Source organism: Bacillus sp. BS1807G30 (assembly GCF_040047675.1).
GTDB lineage: Bacteria > Bacillota > Bacilli > Bacillales > Bacillaceae > Bacillus > Bacillus altitudinis.
This window is the reverse complement of sequence record NZ_CP157353.1, coordinates 1,360,170-1,378,363: the sequence shown is the minus strand read 5'-3', so window position 1 is coordinate 1,378,363 and position 18,194 is coordinate 1,360,170. Positions and strand designations below refer to the sequence as shown.

General features: G+C 40.8%; 17 protein-coding genes. 6 read left to right on the top strand and 11 right to left on the bottom strand.

Annotated features, from left to right (window positions below; genetic code table 11):
* The first annotated feature begins 84 nt into the window (after positions 1–84).
* Positions 85–1,557, top strand: a complete 1,473-nt coding sequence (locus tag ABG082_RS07070; protein ID WP_348936714.1) for an aminotransferase class I/II-fold pyridoxal phosphate-dependent enzyme — start codon at positions 85–87, stop codon at positions 1,555–1,557.
* Positions 1,558–1,600: 43 nt separating this feature from the next.
* Here the strand turns inward: ABG082_RS07070 and ABG082_RS07065 are convergent, their stop codons facing one another.
* A complete protein-coding gene (locus ABG082_RS07065) occupies positions 1,601–1,720 on the bottom strand; it encodes a GapA-binding peptide SR1P (protein WP_003212464.1) in 120 nt (39 codons plus the stop codon).
* Between the two features lie 316 nt (positions 1,721–2,036).
* Here ABG082_RS07065 and ABG082_RS07060 point away from each other — a divergent pair, with 316 nt between their 5' ends.
* Positions 2,037–2,417, top strand: a complete 381-nt coding sequence (locus ABG082_RS07060) for a hypothetical protein (protein WP_223255627.1) — start codon at positions 2,037–2,039, stop codon at positions 2,415–2,417.
* Positions 2,418–2,743: 326 nt separating this feature from the next.
* Here ABG082_RS07060 and lpdA read toward each other — a convergent pair whose 3' ends face one another.
* The 5 genes from lpdA to ABG082_RS07035 form a co-directional block, all read right to left on the bottom strand.
* Complete coding sequence (gene lpdA / locus ABG082_RS07055; RefSeq protein WP_003211097.1) at positions 2,744–4,156, bottom strand: dihydrolipoyl dehydrogenase; 1,413 nt, start codon at positions 4,154–4,156, stop codon at positions 2,744–2,746.
* Between the two features lie 4 nt (positions 4,157–4,160).
* Positions 4,161–5,504, bottom strand: a complete 1,344-nt coding sequence (locus ABG082_RS07050; protein WP_008345100.1) for a dihydrolipoamide acetyltransferase family protein — start codon at positions 5,502–5,504, stop codon at positions 4,161–4,163.
* Between the two features lie 108 nt (positions 5,505–5,612).
* Positions 5,613–6,590: a pyruvate dehydrogenase complex E1 component subunit beta gene (gene pdhB / locus ABG082_RS07045; protein ID WP_007498597.1), complete on the bottom strand. Its 978-nt coding sequence runs from the start codon at positions 6,588–6,590 to the stop codon at positions 5,613–5,615.
* Positions 6,591–6,593: 3 nt separating this feature from the next.
* Positions 6,594–7,709 (bottom strand): pyruvate dehydrogenase (acetyl-transferring) E1 component subunit alpha, encoded by a 1,116-nt coding sequence (gene pdhA / locus ABG082_RS07040; RefSeq protein ID WP_007498599.1) that lies wholly within the window; start codon positions 7,707–7,709, stop codon positions 6,594–6,596.
* Positions 7,710–8,279: 570 nt separating this feature from the next.
* Positions 8,280–8,948: a YkyA family protein gene (locus ABG082_RS07035; protein WP_008345105.1), complete on the bottom strand. Its 669-nt coding sequence runs from the start codon at positions 8,946–8,948 to the stop codon at positions 8,280–8,282.
* Positions 8,949–9,183: 235 nt separating this feature from the next.
* Here ABG082_RS07035 and ABG082_RS07030 point away from each other — a divergent pair, with 235 nt between their 5' ends.
* Both ABG082_RS07030 and def read left to right on the top strand, forming a co-directional pair.
* Positions 9,184–9,363, top strand: coding sequence for a YjcZ family sporulation protein (locus ABG082_RS07030; protein ID WP_026050085.1), 180 nt, complete (start codon positions 9,184–9,186; stop codon positions 9,361–9,363).
* Between the two features lie 112 nt (positions 9,364–9,475).
* Positions 9,476–10,033, top strand: coding sequence for a peptide deformylase (gene def / locus ABG082_RS07025; RefSeq protein ID WP_008345111.1), 558 nt, complete (start codon positions 9,476–9,478; stop codon positions 10,031–10,033).
* 38 nt (positions 10,034–10,071) lie between these two features.
* Here the strand turns inward: def and ABG082_RS07020 are convergent, their stop codons facing one another.
* Positions 10,072–10,851, bottom strand: a complete 780-nt coding sequence (locus tag ABG082_RS07020; protein ID WP_008345112.1) for a Cof-type HAD-IIB family hydrolase — start codon at positions 10,849–10,851, stop codon at positions 10,072–10,074.
* A 394-nt stretch (positions 10,852–11,245) separates the two neighbouring features.
* Here ABG082_RS07020 and ABG082_RS07015 point away from each other — a divergent pair, with 394 nt between their 5' ends.
* Positions 11,246–11,455, top strand: a complete 210-nt coding sequence (locus tag ABG082_RS07015) for a DNA-directed RNA polymerase subunit epsilon (RefSeq protein ID WP_008345114.1) — start codon at positions 11,246–11,248, stop codon at positions 11,453–11,455.
* Between the two features lie 5 nt (positions 11,456–11,460).
* Positions 11,461–13,128, top strand: a complete 1,668-nt coding sequence (rnjA, locus tag ABG082_RS07010; RefSeq protein ID WP_008345116.1) for a ribonuclease J1 — start codon at positions 11,461–11,463, stop codon at positions 13,126–13,128.
* Positions 13,129–13,227: 99 nt separating this feature from the next.
* Here the strand turns inward: rnjA and ade are convergent, their stop codons facing one another.
* The 4 genes from ade to ABG082_RS06990 all read right to left on the bottom strand — a co-directional run bounded on the left by ade (position 13,228) and on the right by ABG082_RS06990 (position 18,091).
* Positions 13,228–14,958: an adenine deaminase gene (ade, locus tag ABG082_RS07005; protein WP_348936713.1), complete on the bottom strand. Its 1,731-nt coding sequence runs from the start codon at positions 14,956–14,958 to the stop codon at positions 13,228–13,230.
* A 261-nt stretch (positions 14,959–15,219) separates the two neighbouring features.
* Entirely contained in the window at positions 15,220–15,888 is a 669-nt protein-coding gene (locus ABG082_RS07000) for a TrkA family potassium uptake protein (protein ID WP_008345123.1), read from the bottom strand.
* A gap of 37 nt (positions 15,889–15,925) precedes the next feature.
* Positions 15,926–16,774, bottom strand: coding sequence for a gamma-glutamylcyclotransferase (locus ABG082_RS06995; RefSeq protein ID WP_348936712.1), 849 nt, complete (start codon positions 16,772–16,774; stop codon positions 15,926–15,928).
* 27 nt (positions 16,775–16,801) lie between these two features.
* Positions 16,802–18,091: an ATP-binding protein gene (locus ABG082_RS06990; RefSeq protein ID WP_348936711.1), complete on the bottom strand. Its 1,290-nt coding sequence runs from the start codon at positions 18,089–18,091 to the stop codon at positions 16,802–16,804.
* Positions 18,092–18,194 lie beyond the last annotated feature (103 nt).

The following is an 18,194-nucleotide window of genomic DNA, read 5'->3' as shown; positions in this document are numbered from 1 at the left end:
AATATAATTCTTTTGTTTTATGCAATGAAATCTGCTGTTATTGGGATAATAATAGCAGGTATTTCGATGAAGGTGGGAAAGCAATTGTCACAACATGATACACCCTTATACACTGGACTAAAAAAACACGCTTCAACTAATCCAGTCCAATTTCACATTCCAGGCCATAAAAAAGGAGCCGGAATGGACCCTGAATTTAGAGCATTCATTGGAGACAATGCATTAAGCATTGACCTTATTAATATAGAACCTCTTGATGATTTACATTCGCCTCGAGGAATGATCAAAGAAGCACAGGAGCTTGCAGCAGAAGCATTTGGTGCCGACCATACGTTTTTCTCTATACAAGGAACAAGCGGCGCGATCATGACAATGGTGATGACCGTCTGTGGCCCTGGAGACAAAATTATTGTTCCACGTAATGTCCATAAGTCGATTATGTCTGCTATTGTATTTTCTGGTGCAGTACCTGTTTTTATTCACCCGGAAATTGACAAAGAGCTTGGCATCTCTCATGGCATCACGCCAGAGTCAGCTAAAAAAGCGCTGACTAAACACCCAGATGCGAAAGGGCTGCTTGTGATTAACCCAACGTATTTTGGCATTTCAGCTGATTTAAAAACCATTGTAGACATTGCTCATTCGTATGACGTACCTGTTCTTGTAGATGAGGCACATGGTGTGCATATTCATTTTCACGATGAGCTTCCATTGTCTGCGATGCAGGCGGGAGCTGATATGGCAGCAACAAGTGTGCATAAACTTGGCGGCTCTCTCACCCAAAGCTCGATTTTAAATATAAAAGAAGGGCTTGTTTCAAAGGATCGAGTACAATCTATTTTAAGCATGCTGACAACTACGTCTACTTCTTATTTGCTTTTAGCCTCCCTGGATGTCGCTAGAAAGCGATTAGCGACTGAAGGAAAGGCACTTGCAGATGAAGCCATTCGATTAGCTGAATCAGCAAGAACTCGTTTAAACGAAATTGAAGGTATTACTTGTATTGGTCAAGAAATTCTCGGTTCACCTTCTACTTACGATTATGACCCAACAAAATTAATCATCTCCATTAAAGACCTTGGACTGAATGGCCATGATGTGGAGAAATGGCTGAGAGAAAGCTACCGAATTGAAGTAGAGCTCTCTGACCTATACAACATTTTATGTATCGTGACGCCTGGCGATTGTGATGAGACGATTGATACGCTTGTAACGGCTATGAAGGAAATTGCGGCAACCTCTGCACGTCAAGGCGGCAAACAAGCCGTGACAGAAGTGTTACTGCCTGAGATCCCTTCGCTTGCGATGACACCGCGTGACGCTTTTTACGCAACAACGGAAGTCATTCCATTTAGAGAAGCGGCTGGCCGTATCATTGCAGAATTTGTCATGGTTTATCCGCCTGGTATTCCTATTTTTATACCAGGTGAAATCATCACAGAAGAAAATATCTCCTATATCTTTAAAAATATCGAAATCGGTCTTCCTGTTCAAGGACCAGAAGATTCCACACTAGATATGATTCGTGTCATTAAAGAACAAAAAGCCATTTTATAAAAAAGAAACATGCAGCCCCAATTGGAGCTGCATGCTTTTTTATTTATTCAGAGGCTTCATCACAGCAATGACAGTGACCACATGTTCCATAAAGTGTTGTCACTTTTTCATTTTCAAATTGATCAATGGTTTCATTGCAATCTTGACAAATAATTGTACCCACGTACATTCCCCTTTTCTTTACTCAAAGTTTGAAAGCGTTTAATCTATTTCATACCTCTATAATATGATGTCACATTTAAGTTGTCAACGGTTAATTGTATGACACATTTAATTATTTTTTATAAATATATGCTTTTTTCTCATCATATTGAGGAAACGTTTCAAATGTATTTTGCTTCATATCAATTCTGTAACAATTGAGTAACAATCGAAAATTGTCAAAAAGGACGTGATACACTAGAGTGACTAACAGGGAACTAGCTCCTAAAAATGTTGGTACAACCCCAAAGGATTTTGAGGTGAATAGATTGAATTTTATGAGGACCCTTCTCATTATATTCCCTATGCTCTTTGTACTTAGTTCATGCTCATTTGCGTATATCATACCGAATCAGACAGACCAGGTCAGTCATATTCAAAAGCCGAGAATTCTCTTTTTTACTGATGCAGAAAATCTTGATAAAGAAAGTCCTTATTATGACGCAGTGCTCGATTTAAAAAATGAATATCCGAAGGAAATGTCCAAGATGATTGTCAAAGAAGATCGTAAAGGCTGGAAAAATGAAGTAGACGAACTGCCGGCTATTTTACTTGTCAATAATGAAAAAGTCATTGTGAAGGTGGAAGGTAATGTCCGAAGTAAAGAGGATATCTTATCACCCATATGCCAAGCATTAGATCGAGTGAATACAAATTAACGGTTCGACTTTGCACTTATATATCCATATGAAAAAAGCCCTCATCTCATGAGGGTTTTTCTTTTTCAGCGACGTTTCACATACATAAAAAACCCCTCTCCGTGTGGAGAGGGCTTCAGCGGGTAGACAAACCCTCGCATTCTTTGTCAGTCCTGCGTGCTGGTGCTCACGAATGTCAAATTCGCTCCGCGCCAGTACTCGTCCTTCCTAGACTGCAAAGATTTTCTATCACGCTGAAAAGAAGACAAAGGGCTAAAATCAAGTTCATTTTAGCCCTTTGTCAACAATCTGAAACCCTCTCCGTGTGGAGAGGGTTTCAACGTTCATTATTTTACGATATGGATTGGGCTTCCGATTGCTACTTCAGCCGTTTCCATTGTGATTTCACCTAAAGTTGGGTGAGCGTGAATTGTCATTGCGATATCTTCAGCCGTCACACCAGCTTCAATTGCAAGGCTAAGCTCTGAAATCATATCAGAAGCACCAACACCTGCGATTTGTGCACCGATCACTAGACCATCCTCTTTACGAGTGATCATTTTCATGAAGCCATCAGTTGCATCAAGAGAAAGTGCACGTCCGTTTGCTGCGAATGGGAATTTCGCTGCAACGATGTCGATTCCTTCTTCTTTTGCTTCTGCTTCAGTGTATCCAACAGTTGCAAGTTCTGGCTCAGAGAATACAACAGCAGGAATACCAAGGTAATCAATTTCAGCTGGCTCTCCAGCGATTGCTTCAGCAGCAATTTTACCTTCGTAAGAAGCTTTGTGTGCAAGTGGTGGTCCATCAACGATGTCACCAATTGCATAGATGTTTGAAACGCTTGTACGGCATTGTTTGTCAGTTTTGACAACTCCGCGGTCTGTCAATTCAACACCAACTTGCTCAAGACCAAGCTCATCTGTGTTTGGACGACGACCAACAGTCACAAGTACGTAGTCAGCATCGACAGTTTTTTCTTCACCTTTTACTTCGAAAGTAACAGTGACACCGTCAGATTTTTCTTCAACGCCTTTTGCAAGAGCGTTTGTGTGAATTTCAACGTTTCCTTTTTTCTTCAGGTTACGTTTCACTAATGAGCTCATTTGCTTTTCAAAACCTGGAAGGATTTCGTCTCCACCTTCAAGGATGACAACTTCTGTTCCAAAGTTCGCATAAGCAGTACCAAGCTCAGTACCGATGTATCCACCACCGATGACAACTAACTTTTTAGGTACTTCTTTAAGCGCTAAAGCACCAGTTGAGTTAATCACGCGGTCTGTGTATTTAAATGTAGGCAATTCGATTGGACGAGATCCAGTTGCAAGAATTGCATTTTTAAATGTATAAGTCTGCGCTGAATTTTCATCCATGACACGTACAGAGTTGCTGTCTACGAAATAAGCTTCACCTTTGACGATGTCTACTTTATTTCCTTTTAGAAGACCTTGAACTCCACCTGTTAATTTGTTTACAACAGAAGCTTTCCACTCTTGAACTTTTGTGAAATCAACTGTTACGTTTTCAGCTTTGATACCCATGTCTTCAGAATGCTTTGCATTCTCGAAACGATGTCCAGCATTGATCAATGCTTTTGAAGGGATACAGCCGACGTTTAGACATACGCCGCCAAGTGTTCCTTTTTCAACGATTGTTACTTTTTGTCCTAGCTGTGCAGCACGAATAGCAGCTACATATCCACCAGGACCTGCACCGATGACAAGAGTATCTGTTTCGATTGGGAAATCTCCTACTACCATGAATTTACGCCTCCATTAAAATTAATTGTGGATCATTCAATAAACGCTTGATGTGGTTAAGGGCATTTTGCGCAGTAGCTCCATCAATCATACGGTGGTCAAAGCTTAGGGAAAGAGCTAAGACTGGAGCTGCAACGATTTCGCCATCACGAACAACCGCTTTTTCAGCGATACGGCCAATACCAAGGATCGCTACTTCTGGGTGGTTGATGACTGGAGTAAACCATTGTCCACCAGCAGAACCGATGTTTGTGATTGTGCAAGATGCACCCTTCATTTCAGCTGGAGCCAATTTACCATCACGTGCTTTTGTTGCAAGCTCGTTGATTTCGTTAGATACTTCGAAAATCGCTTTGCGATCTGCATTTTTCACAACTGGAACAAGCAAGCCTTTTTCAGTATCAGCTGCAATTCCGATGTTGTAGTAATGCTTTTGAACAACTTCATCTGTTTTATCATCGATAGAAGTGTTAAGTACTGGGTACTTTTTCAAAGCAGAAGTTAGAGCTTTTACAACGTAAGGCAAGTAAGTTAACTTGATTCCTTGATCAGCTGCAACTTGTTTGAATTGTTTACGATGTGCAACAAGGTTTGTTACATCAACTTCATCCATTAATGTTACGTGAGGAGCTGTGTGCTTAGAGTTCACCATTGCTTTTGCGATCGCTTTGCGGATTCCGCTCATTTTCTCGCGAGTTTCTGGGAATTCTCCTTCTAGAACTGGAGCTGCTGCCGCTTTTGGAGCTGCTTCTTCTTTCGCACTTTCAGCTGCTTGAGGTGCTGCTTCTTGAGTTGCTGCAGAACCGCCATTAAGGAAGCTGTCGATATCTTCTTTTAGCACGCGGCCATTTTTACCAGTACCTGCAACTTTGTAAATTTCAACGCCTTTTTCACGCGCATATTTACGTACAGATGGCATAGCAATAACGCGTTTGTTAGGATCAGCATCTACTTGCTCTTGTGCGCCAGCACCAGTTGCTGCTGCCGCTTCTTCTTGAGCAACTTCTTTCTTTTCAGGCTCGTTACCAGCTTCAGCAGTACCTTGTACTTGAGCTTCAGTTTTCGCTTCGCCTTCTTCTTCGCTGCCTTTAAATTGAAGATTTTCGTAACCAGGTGCATCAAACGTAATGATTGTTTGTCCTACAGTTGCAACTGTTCCCTCTTCAACTTTTAATTCTAATACTTTTCCTTTAACAGGTGAAGGAATTTCTACAACTGCTTTATCATTTTGTACCTCTGCTAAAACGTCATCTTCATTGATTTCGTCGTTTGGTTTTACAAACCACTTAACGATCTCACCTTCGTGGATACCTTCTCCGATGTCCGGAAGTTTAAATTCAAATGCCACTGTTTTTCGCCTCCTAGATTATGTTAAACCATTGTTCTGTCAACATTACACGGTCATGTAATTGATAAAGGGGAAGAGAAATAAATTCTTTTCCCCTCTGTCATTTAATTAAAATTCAAGAACTTTCTTAGCTGTTTCAAGCACGTCTTTATGGTTTGGAAGCCATACGCTCTCAGCTTGAGAGAAAGCAAATACAGTATCAGGTGCAGCTACACGAAGTACTGGTGCTTCTAGGCTAAGGATTGCTCTATCATTGATTTCAGCTACTACGTTTGCTGCAATACCAGCTTGTTTTTGTGCTTCTTGAACAACGATCGCACGGCCTGTTTTTTCAACAGAAGCGATGATTGTTTCAATATCAAGCGGGCTCACTGTACGAAGGTCGACGACCTCAGCAGAAACGCCTTCTTTTTCAAGTTCTTCAGCAGCTTTAAGTGATTCGTGAACCATTGCACCGTAAGTGATGATTGAAAGGTCAGAACCTTCACGTTTCACGTCAGCTTTACCGATTTCAATTGTGTACTCTTCTTCAGGAACTTCCTGACGGAAAGAACGATAAAGTTTCATATGCTCAAGGAATACAACCGGATCGTTGTCACGGATTGCAGAAATTAATAGTCCTTTTGCATCGTAAGGTGTTGAAGGAATGACAACCTTGATACCAGGCTGTTGTGCAATAAGACCTTCTAAGCTATCAGCGTGAAGCTCAGGTGTGTGAACTCCTCCACCAAATGGAGAACGGATTGTCACTGGAGAATGCCAGCGCCCACCAGAACGGTAACGCATACGAGCCATTTGTCCAGAAACAGAATCTAATACTTCGTAAACGAATCCGAAGAATTGAATTTCCATTACTGGGCGGAATTCTTGTAGTCCAAGGCCAATTGCAAGACCGCCAATACCAGATTCAGCAAGTGGAGTATCGAATACACGATCCTCACCAAACTCTTTTTGCAATCCTTCAGTCGCACGGAATACGCCGCCGTTTTTACCAACGTCTTCTCCGAAAACGAGAACGTTTTCGTCATTTTTCAGTTCTGTGCGTAACGCATCAGTGATCGCTTGAATCAATGTCATTTGCGCCATGGCTTACTTCGACTCCTTCTGTTTGTAGATTTCAAGCTGTTCAACCAAGTTAAATGGTTTCACATCGTACATGTTTTCAATCAAATCAGTGACTTTCTGCTTAGGCTGTTCGTCAGCTTCTTTGATTGCTTGTTTGATTTGTTCTTTTGCATCTTCGATGACTTTATTCTCTTCTTCTTCAGACCAAAGGCCTTTGTTTTCCAAGAATTTGCGGTAGCGTACCAATGGATCTTTTTGCTCCCACTCATTTTCATCTTCTTTTGTACGATATCTTGTTGGATCGTCACCAGCCATTGTATGTGGGCCGTAACGGAATGTAAGAGTTTCAATTAATGTTGGACCTTCACCATTTACAGCACGCTCACGAGCTTCAGCAGTCGCTGCGTATACAGCTAATGCATCCATACCGTCAACTTGTACGCCTACGATACCAGCTGCAGCTGCTTTTTGTGCAATCGTTTGTGCAGCAGATTGCTTTTCAACAGGTGTAGAGATCGCATATCTGTTGTTTTGGACAACAAAAATCGCTGGCGCTTTGTAAGCCCCTGCAAAGTTAATACCTTCGTAGAAATCACCTTGTGAAGCTCCACCATCACCAGTGTAAGTGATTGCAACAGCATTTTTACCGCGCTTTTTCAAACCAAGAGCTACACCAGCAGCTTGAATGATTTGTGCACCGATAATGATTTGCGGAGAAAGTGCATTCACATCTTCAGGCATTTGGTTCCCAACAAAGTGTCCACGAGAGAACAAGAATGCTTTTGTTAGTGGAAGACCATGCCAGATTAATTGTGGTACATCACGATATCCTGGAAGAATGAAATCTTCTTTCTCAAGTGCAAAGTGAGTTGCAAGCTGAGAAGCTTCTTGTCCAGCTGTTGGCGCATAGAAGCCAAGACGTCCTTGACGGTTCAATGAAATTGAACGTTGATCTAATACACGTGTAAACACCATACGGCGCATTAATTCTTTTAATTGGTCATCTGAAAGATCTGGCATTGCCGCTTCGTTTACGACTTCGCCTTTTTCGTTTAAAATTTGGAACGTTTCAAACTGCTTTTTGATGGCATCGAATTGCTTTTTGCTATCAACAATTGCTTTTTTTGTTTTTGCAGCCATTCTAAAGTCACCTCTTCCTTTCTTTTAACAGTCAATTTGTCGTGAATCCATTTATACATACAGATATAGGATAACCCAAAATGCTCATATGACTCCTGTATATAATAGCCACAAAGATCATTGTCGAAACATTGGATGATCGCTTGCTTTTGAGTTTTTCTAACTGTATTAACGATAGTTCACAAAAAACTAATACAACTTCTGTTAACAAGGAATAGTTTACAACAAGAAAAATAGTCCGTCAATTGATTTAACGGCTTTATTTAAATAAATATATTCGCTTTACTTTTTATGGTGACCTGTATCAATCTGTTTAATCAACAGCATAAACTGTACTAGTATAGAGTGGGTCACTGTACTACAATAGCACATGTTTGTTTTTGTCGAAAAATAAAAAAAGAGCTATTTTTAGCTCTTTTGATCATGATGGACAAAGGGCTAAAATGAACTTCATTTTAACCCTTTCTCTTCTTTTCAGTTTGACATCTTGGAAAAACGAGTAACGACACGCAGGCACTTTGTGAGTAGCAGCGATAAACAAAACTAGCAGCAAATATGCAAGTACTGTTTTTAACTGTTTTGTGATTCTTTCTGAGCTGTTTTGTATAAAGCTTGTTTATATTCGTTCAATTGATCTGTATATTGATTGAACTTCTTGCTTTCTTTTCTCACTTTACTATAGGAACGATTGACTGTTTTCAGTTTGGATTTCAGTTCAGCGTATCCTAAGTCTTTTCTTTTTAAAGATTCATACAAGTGCTTGTCTTGTTTCAGCGCCTTTTGATACTCACGGTAAAGCTGATCATACGATGCATATCTTTTTTCAATTGATTTGACTGTTTGTTCTGCTTTGTCTTTTACTTCCGCATCTTTTATCTGTCCAGCGAATTCTTTTACAGATTGAAATTCTTTTTTCGATTGATCCATGCTGTCTTTTTCTGTTTTTAAATGTTCTTCACGCTTTTCTGCCGATGCTAATGCTTGATCAGACAAGCTTGAGACTGTTTTTGTGTGGTCTTTTGTTGTTTGAATCATTTTTTTATACAACTGCTGCTCTTTTTTCTCATAGCTTTGCAGTGCGCCTTGTTCTTTTTCAAAGGATGCTTCTTTTTCGCTCATTTTCGTCATGGCATCTTGCATCTCATAAAGCGGATTTTGACCTCCGCAGCCCGCAAGCAAGAGGGTACATATCCCCGCTAAAGCTGCACCTGCTTTTATTCTTCTTTTCATCTGTTTCAATTACAAAGTCCCCCTTTACATCTCCACATACCACTATAATTTTTCAGGGCGGTTGTGACAAGGAAAGAGGCTGGTTTTTTAAGGGGAAAGAAGATTTTTTTCATGCTCTAGGCTCATGACTATACAAATAGTGCATTCATACATAGTTTATATTACACGCTTCGCCTTCACTTATGAGAGGCCGAGTGTATTTTCAAAGGAGGTCAAAAGTATGTCTAATTATAGTCATGGAAGTATGTATGGTGGATACGGCGGTTACGGTTATGGATACGGCGGCGGTTGTTGCTATCCAAGTTATGGTGGTGGATACGGTTGCGGTTACGGTGGTGGACGTACATTCGCTTTAATCGTCGTCCTATTCATTCTATTGATCATTGTTGGCGCAGCATTCTTAGGCGGCGGTGGCTGCTGCTAACGGCTGAATAAGCCTCTGACCGGTCTCATACGACCGGTCTTCTTTATTTCATTGCATATGTTGTGTATCATTTTATATACTTTACATACAAAGGAAATAGGAGTGAAGTTTTGTGATTACCATGGATGATATCGTACGAGACGGGCATCCCGTCTTAAGACAAACAGCTGAAGCGGTCGAACTCCCGCCAACAGAAGAAGAAAAACAGCAATTAGCTGACATGATTGAATTTGTCAAAAACAGTCAGGATGCAGATATTGCTGAAAAATATGAACTTAGACCCGGTGTTGGCCTAGCAGCTCCGCAAATCAATATCAGTAAACGAATGATTGCTGTTCACTGTGAAGACGAGGGCGGAGAACTTTATAGCTATGCATTATTCAATCCTCGCATTGTTAGCCATTCAGTCAAAAGAGCTTATTTAGCTACTGGAGAAGGCTGTTTATCTGTTGATGAAGCCATCCCTGGATTCGTCCCGCGCTATGAAAAAATCAGGGTGAAAGGTACAACGCTTGAAGGTGAAGACATTGATATTCGCCTCAAAGGGTTTCCGGCCATCGTTTTTCAGCATGAAATTGACCACTTAAATGGCATTATGTTTTATGATCATATTCAAAAAGATCATCCATTCGCCGAGCCAGACAACGCGGTTGCGATCGGCAGATCATAGAATAAAAACAAGACCCGTCCATCAGCGGGTCTTGTTTTTTATTCTTCAATAAGGCCTAATTCAGTCACAGCGTGGAATATGCCATCCTCATCTACAGGTTTGGTGACAAAGTCAGCTAATGTTTTTAATTCATTGACTGCATTCCCCATCGCAACGCCTGTTCCAACAAACGAAATCATTTCTCGATCGTTCAGCCCGTCACCGAAGGCAATTGTGTCCTTTTGATCGTACGGAAGTCTTTCAATGACTCGTTTAATTCCTTCAGCCTTTGATCCACCTTTTGGCAGGACATCAGTAGACAGCTCATGCCACCTGACGAGATCAATTTCTTCACGGAACGCTTCATATTGGTGTTCCTCTTCTGCTTTACAAAATAGCAGCATTTGATAAATGACGTTTTCTTTAAAGAATGACAAATCATGCTCGGGATGCTCTGTTTTTAAAGTGCCAATCCCTTCGTGGATAAATGGATGGTTCGGCACAGACGCCTTCATCGTCTTCTCTCCCATGAAAACAAGCGGATGATCATGTTGATCCGCTGTTTCATAAATTTTATCCATTAGCTCTTGCTTAAGCGGATTGCCGTAAATGACTTCTCCTTCGTACATGACATACTGACCGTTATAAGCAATAAATGAGTCAAGCCCTATTTCTTCTAAAATAGGTTGGATGAGAAAAGGCGAACGGCCAGATGCAATGAAGAGATGATGCCCTTTTTCTTTTAATAAACGAACAGCTCGCTTCGTTGATTCAGGTATTTTTTTATCATGGTCATATAAAGTACCGTCGATATCAAAGAAGATGACTTTTTTATTCATATCTCGTCTCCTGTCTCTTGTTATGTATACCCTCTCCCCTTCATCATACAGAAAGATCTTCACTGACGAAACCACTTCCTCTTAAAACGCCCATTTCCCACATATAACCATGTAACATTAAGTGGAAACATCATATAATACAAGTATATAGAGAGAACGGAACAAATGGCTGAATGAGACTCATACCGAAAGGAGGCGATCCGCGATGCTTCGTCGTCTGCGCAAGAAAATTCGAAGACAATGGAAGGACATGCTTCGTAAAAAATCGATTGCTTAAAAGGATCTTCCGCACATTTGCTGAAGGTCCTTTTTTCTCTGAGACTTTTCTTATGCGCGTTTTTTTAATATAATAGAATAAGCGAGTGTAACATACGGTATTTAAGGAGAGATTTGGATGATATATAAGGTATTTTTTCAGGCAAGTACGACTGAGGTACCTGTGAGAGAACACACAGATTCACTATACGTTGAAGCGGTTTCTGAAAGAGACGTACGCGATAAGTTGAAAAAACATAACTACAATATTGAATTCATTCAGCCTGTAGACGGTGCTTTTTTAGACTATGAACGAGAAAGTGAAAATTTTAAAGTATTGGAGCTATGAGAGGAATGAAATTTGTAAAAAACGATCAGGCGGCAGTTTTTGCGCTCGGCGGATTAGGCGAGATCGGTAAAAACACGTATGGCGTTCAATTTCAAGATGAAATCATTTTGATTGATGCTGGTATTAAGTTCCCTGAAGATGAACTTCTTGGAATTGATTACGTCATCCCTGACTATACGTATTTAGTTAAAAACGAAGATAAAATCAAAGGTCTTTTTATTACTCATGGACATGAAGACCACATCGGCGGTATCCCTTACCTTCTCAAGCAAGTGAATATTCCAGTTTACGGAGGCAAACTCGCAATCGGCCTACTTCGTAATAAATTGGAAGAGCATGGTCTATTAAGACAGACCAAACTTCACATCTTTGAAGAAGAAGATACAATTAAATTTAGAAAAACAGCTGTGTCTTTCTTTAGAACGACGCACAGTATCCCAGATTCTTATGGAATTGTCGTGAAGACACCTCCTGGTAACATCGTACATACAGGCGATTTCAAGTTTGACTTTACTCCTGTTGGCGAGCCTGCCAATTTAACGAAAATGGCTGAGATCGGGAAAGAAGGCGTTCTTTGTCTTCTATCTGACAGTACAAATAGTGAAATTCCAGAATTTACGATGTCCGAAAGACGTGTAGGTGAAAGCATTGATGACATCTTCAGAAAAGTAGATGGACGTATTATCTTTGCTACATTTGCATCTAACATTCACAGACTTCAGCAAGTGATCGAGTCAGCTGTTGCCAACGGCCGAAAAGTCGCTGTGTTTGGGCGCAGCATGGAGTCTGCCATTGATATTGGACAAGAGCTCGGATATATCAAATGTCCAAAAAACACATTCATTGAACACAATGAAATCAACCGCCTTCCAGCAAACAAAGTAACCATTCTTTGTACTGGTAGTCAGGGTGAACCGATGGCCGCTCTTTCTCGTATTGCCAACGGTACGCACCGCCAGATTTCAATTAACCCTGGAGACACTGTTGTCTTCTCATCTTCACCGATCCCAGGTAACAATATTAGCGTAAGCCGTACTATTAACCAGCTTTATCGTGCTGGTGCTGAAGTCATTCATGGCTCACTCAATAATATTCATACCTCTGGACACGGCGGGCAGGAAGAACAAAAGCTAATGCTCCGTTTAATTAAACCAAAATTCTTCATGCCGATTCACGGTGAGTACCGCATGCAAAAAACGCATATTAAACTTGCGAATGATTGCGGAATTCCTGAGGAAAACTGCTTTATCATGGATAACGGTGAAGTTCTTGCACTGAAAGGTGACGAAGCAAGTGTCGCTGGCAAAATTCCATCAGGCAACGTGTATATCGACGGTAGCGGTATTGGTGATATCGGTAACATCGTGTTAAGAGACCGCCGCATTCTTTCAGAAGAAGGTCTTGTCATTGTTGTTGTCAGCATGGATATGAAAGAATTCAAAATTTCTGCAGGTCCTGATTTAATCTCAAGAGGTTTTGTCTACATGAGAGAATCCGGAGACCTCATTAATGACGCGCAAGATCTCATTTCAAAGCATCTTGAAAAAGTAATGGAACGCAAGACGACTCAATGGTCAGAAATTAAGAACGAGATTACTGACACTCTTGCTCCTTTCCTTTATGAAAAAACAAGACGCCGCCCAATGATCTTACCGATTATTATGGAAGTGTAATGACGTACAAGGAGACACAGCCTTTTGACTGTGTCTCTTTTTTATGCGCAATAAAAAAACCCGCATATCTGTACGATACGTGCGGGTTCAGTCATTGTTTTACGATTGAATCGGGAGATGCTGAAAACTTCTCACATCAAACAATCCTTGTGTTGTCATTTTCACATCAGGAATGACTGGAAGTGCCAAAAAGGATAATGTCAAAAACGGATTAAAGTCTAAGACAAAGCCTGTTTCCTTTAAAGCATCATGGAGTGCATGAAGGCTTTCATTGACCGTATGTGCAGGTTGATCTGATAATAAACCGGAAATCGGTAATGGAAGCGTATGAAGAACTTCTCCGTCTTTTACAACGGTCAAACCGCCCCCTGCTTCTTTTAACGTTTCAATGGCTTTGATCATATCAGCATCATTTGTGCCAACGGCAATTAAGTTATGCGAGTCATGGGCAACTGTTGTTGCAATCGCCCCCTCTTTTAAGCCGAAACCGCTGACAACCCCTATCCCAATTTCAGATAGACCTTTGTGGCGTTCGACAAGCACTATTTTTAATACATCTCGATCAATATCACTCGTAAATTGTCCATCGCTACCAGAAGGAGATATTTGTTCTAATTTTGTTTCAAGCTGATTCGGTATAATGCGGATGACATTCATCTTTTGATGATCTGTTATAGGCAGCGTTAAATCTTTCTCTTGAACGTCCACTGCATGTACCGATTGCATGAGCGAAGAACTTGGCGTAATCTTGTCGACACTTGGCAAATACTCTCCATGTTCAGAGACCAATTCTCCTGCGATAAAGACGCTTGTAATTCCTACCTCATGTAAGTCAGAAATGAGCATAAAGTCCGCGTCAAAGCCTGGTGCAATCGCTCCCTTTGTTTTGAGACCGAAACACTCCGCTGCGTTTAAACTTCCCATTTGATATGCTAAAAAGGGGTCCAATCCATCTTGTATCGACATCCGTACTTGTTCATCAATACTTCCTTGAGCCATTAAATCATCTAAATGTTTATCATCCGTACAAAAGAAAAAGCGTCTCGCATTCTTCTCATTGACAGCAGGTAATACGTTTTTCACGTTTTTAGCAACAGAGCCTTCTCTCAGCATGACATACATGCCTCTTTTGACACGTTCAAGGGCCTCTTGAGCTGTTGTCACCTCATGATCTGTTTGGACATTAGCTGTTCGGTACACATTAATTAATCGGTCCGTTAATCCTGCTAGATGGCCATCAATGAGTTTATGTTCATGGTGAGCATCAAGCAGTTTTTGAAGCATATCTTCTTCCGCTTGCTCCACCGCGACATAATCCATCACTTCGGCAAGACCAAGCACTTCTTTCTCCTCATAAAGAGGCTTTAAATCTTTTGCTTTTAGTGTAGCACCTGATCGTTCAAAGCTGACTGCCGGTACACAGGATGGCAGCATGAAATATATATTTAAAGCAGCTTTTCTCGCTTCTTCGAGCATAAAACGGATACCTGCAACACCGGATACATTGGCAATTTCATGCGGGTCTGTTACAACAGTTGTCACACCGTGAGGAACGACAGCTTTGGAAAATTCAGCAGGAGTCACCATCGAGGATTCGATATGAACGTGGCCGTCAATGAAACCGGGAACAAGCATTTGACCTGTTGCATCCAGCTCCTGTTCCCCATCATACTCCCCAATTCCTACTATTTTTCCATTTTCAACAGCGACATCAGCGTCTATCCATTCCTGGTTAAACACGTCCATAACCTTCGCATGTTTAATCACTAGGGCTGCTTTTTTTCTCTTTGCAGCTACCTCAATTTGATGTCTGAAAAGCTCCTTATCCAACGACACTGCCTCCTCCGAGTAAACAATATAATGTTTCTTATCGTAAACGAATCTGTTTGTCCAGTCAATGACATTTAGAGAAAATCAACCATATCAAAAGATTGATTTTTATTTCTGAATAGTAATAATTTGCTGAAAAATAATTGTGATCCATTTTGCTGTTTTTCAGAAAGGAAACGGCTCATTTCCACTTTTTTCTCTTCCTCAATGTCCGCCCGATATGTACACTTCTAAAACAAAAAACACCCCTTTTCGGAGTGTTTAATAGTCGTTCTGCATTTCCCGTTTTTCAAAGCGCCCGATATCTGCTACTGCTCCAATGACAATGAGAATATCTTCTTTTTGAATCATTTCATCTGCGAGCGGTGAAACGATCACTTCTTTCCCGCGCTTAATTGCCACGATATTGATCCCGTACCTTGCACGAATGTCGAGATCTAACAAAGAGTGCCCAGCAAGTCTGCTGTTGGCTACGATTTCAATAAGGCTGTACTCATCTGACAGCTCTAAATAATCAAGCACGTTGTTAGAAATAATTTTATGTGCAATCCGTCTGCCCATGTCTCGTTCAGGATGGACAATACGGTCCGCACCAATTTTATTCAAAACCTTTTCATGGTAGTCATTTTGAGCTTTCACTGTGACCATTTTGACACCAAGTTCTTTCAGCATAATCGTTGTTAAAATACTCGCCTGAATGTTTTCACCTATCGCAACGATCACATGATCAAAATTGCGAATGCCTAGGTTCTTTAAAACAGATTCGTCCGTCGAATCACCAATCACGGCATGTGATGCAATTTTAGCATATTCGTTCACACGATCTTCATTCATATCCATGGCCATGACTTCAAGTCCTTCTTCGCTTAGCGCCTTGCAGATACTTCCGCCGAAGCGTCCAAGACCAATGACTGCATATTCCTTTTTCATGTTCAGACTCCTTTTATATCACTTACCATGCATTTTACTACGGTTTCATTAATGAATCCATATGCGACCGTATTTTTTTACGGAACGCTTCACTTAAGTAAAGGTCTGCTCCTTTTTCGATTTCACTGCGATAATGACCAGGAGGCGCAATTTCTTCGCTCTTTTTTAAAACGAGAAACGTTAAGCAGTCCTCATACACTTGATCACCTACTGTGACATCGACAAATGCTGGACGATAAGTCCCTTCATTTACACCTTCTCGTTTGTACAAATAACGAATGGCATCAAAAGGGACTTCATATAGAACACCCTCTGTTTCTCCGCCGTCTTCTACCATATCTGCTCTTGATCCATCAGGACGCACCAATGTAAACCTTGTGGTAAAACGACCAAGTGTGCCGCCGCCGATGATTTGTTTAAAATAATGATCCACTTTCGCAAGCTTAAACCTTGCATCATCCATGCAGGACCCATAGGCAAAATAATAGAAGGAAGACGGTTTGCGCTCCCATAGTTGATATGACTTCCAGCAGCCGCTTTCAATCTCCTTCAGACTCGATGCCTTCTGCTTACATATTGTATAAGCAACGGCTGATCTTGGCCCCTGGTCTGTCATAACCTCTATTTCCTGCTGGTCATACCCTTCCTCTAGCTCATCTATCTTATGCAGCGTTTCATCACTGACCTCATACAATTCTCCATATACTGTGTTTTGTTCCGAGACAACACACACAGGGTAATCCTCACCTGTATTGTACAGTCTCCCCTTTATCCAAGCAGATGCTGCTAATGGACTGCTTTCTTTCATCAATGTCTCGTGATACTTTTCGTGCTTTAAAAGTGTCCCATACACAAATAACGTCTTTGTCTCCTTCTCCTTCGTCATCACACATCACATCCTCTCACCTTGCTACTATCTGCTTTTTTGATACACAGGTAAGTAAATATCAAAAGCCGTCCCTTTGCTGAGCTCGCTCTTTACATCCATTCTTCCATGGTGATCTTTTAAGATCGTCGCACAGATCGTTAAACCAAGTCCTGTACCTTCTTTTTTAGTCGAAAAGAAAGGATCATATATTTTCAGAATGTCCTCTTCGGACATTCCTTTTCCTTCATCCTGAATCGTGATTTTCCATTCATTTATCACTTTTTCTGTTGATATGTATATACTGCCGCCTTCAGGCATTGCCTCGATCGCATTTTTGATTAAGTTAATGAACAGCTGCTTCATTTGATTGGCGTCTGCTAATATCGTGCCAGCATCCTGCTTTTTAAATGGCTGTTTGAGATCAATATTTGAAAGAACGGCATTTGTGTTTAATAAGGTAATCACCTGCTCTAGCAAATCATGGAGCTGTACTTCTTGAAATTGAATCGATTGAGGTTTTGCTAAGACAAGCAGCTCACTTAAAACAAAATCAATGCGTTTAATTTCAGAAAAGATGATATCAAAATAATCGGTTCTTTCAGGATATTGCGTTTTCATCAGCTGCAAAAATCCATTGACTGAGGTGAGCGGATTTCTGACTTCATGGGCAATGCCAGCGGCTATTTGTCCTGCAACAGCCAGCTTTTGTGCCTGCATTTGCAATTGCTGATTTGATCTTTCAAGTTCAAGCTTTGCCTGCTTTTGTTTCGTGATATCTGCAACCGTTCCAATACCTCCAGTAAACTGGTGCTGTTCATCGAAATAAAGCTTATAATGCACATCTCCCCATACCTTTTTTCCTTCTTTATGGAGAAGCTGTAGCTCCACCCGCCCCTCATCCTTATGCTCTTTGATCACAGACAACAAATGCTGAACGACATGCTCTTCTTGATCAAAGTACTGATTGTACATCGTACCTAGACACTCCTCTATGTCGTAACCCGTCATTTGTTTCCATGCTTGATTTAAAAAAATGATTTCACCTTTTTCATTGGTTTCAAAGACGATTTCTTGCAAGTTATCTGTTATTCGATTCAGCCGCTCTGTCAGTTCATGTGCTTCTTTTTCTCGTTTATTTAAATCTGAGACAAGTAAATTCAGCCGGTCCACATGGCCTGAGATGACCCAAATACCGACCAAAACAACGACTGTAAAGGCTAGATCGAGCGGCCAATTAATGTGATAGCCGCTAAGATAATAAAAGAAATCCCAGCTCAAAATTAATATAAATGCAAGAACGGATAACAGAATCCGTACTTGATATGTTTTGTTCAAATAATTCCACCTGCCGCCCTGAGATTCTTTGTCAATTGTACCATTTTCCACTTATTTTTTGAGGGAGATGCGGCATTTTTAAGGAACTTTTTTAGAAAAAATA